The sequence below is a fragment of the Ruegeria sp. SCP11 genome, assembly GCF_040329455.1.
Taxonomy (GTDB): domain Bacteria; phylum Pseudomonadota; class Alphaproteobacteria; order Rhodobacterales; family Rhodobacteraceae; genus Ruegeria; species Ruegeria atlantica_E.
This window is the reverse complement of the sequence record NZ_JBDZYG010000074.1, coordinates 1-223: the sequence shown is the minus strand read 5'-3', so window position 1 is coordinate 223 and position 223 is coordinate 1. Positions and strand designations below refer to the sequence as shown.

Annotated in this window: 1 pseudogene; it reads left to right on the top strand. The window is 52.5% G+C overall.

Going from position 1 to position 223, the window contains the following annotated elements:
- Positions 1-223: pseudogene (locus tag ABLN94_RS24680) on the top strand (hypothetical protein); the annotation flags it as partial.

The window sequence follows — 223 nt, the reverse complement described above, 5'->3', positions numbered from 1 at the left end:
GTTGGACGAGTCCGGAACCCTCGCGCGGCAAAGAACTGTCCTGGATAAGATCATTAACCCAAAGGTGATCGAGTTTGACGGTCGAGTAGTGAAGACCATGGGAGACGGAGCGCTGATTGAGTTTGCCAGTGCCGTAAACGCGGTTTCATGGGCGGCTTCGGTACAACGCGCGATGATCATTCACGAACGTGATCAGGATGCGGATAAACGAATCTCTTATCGT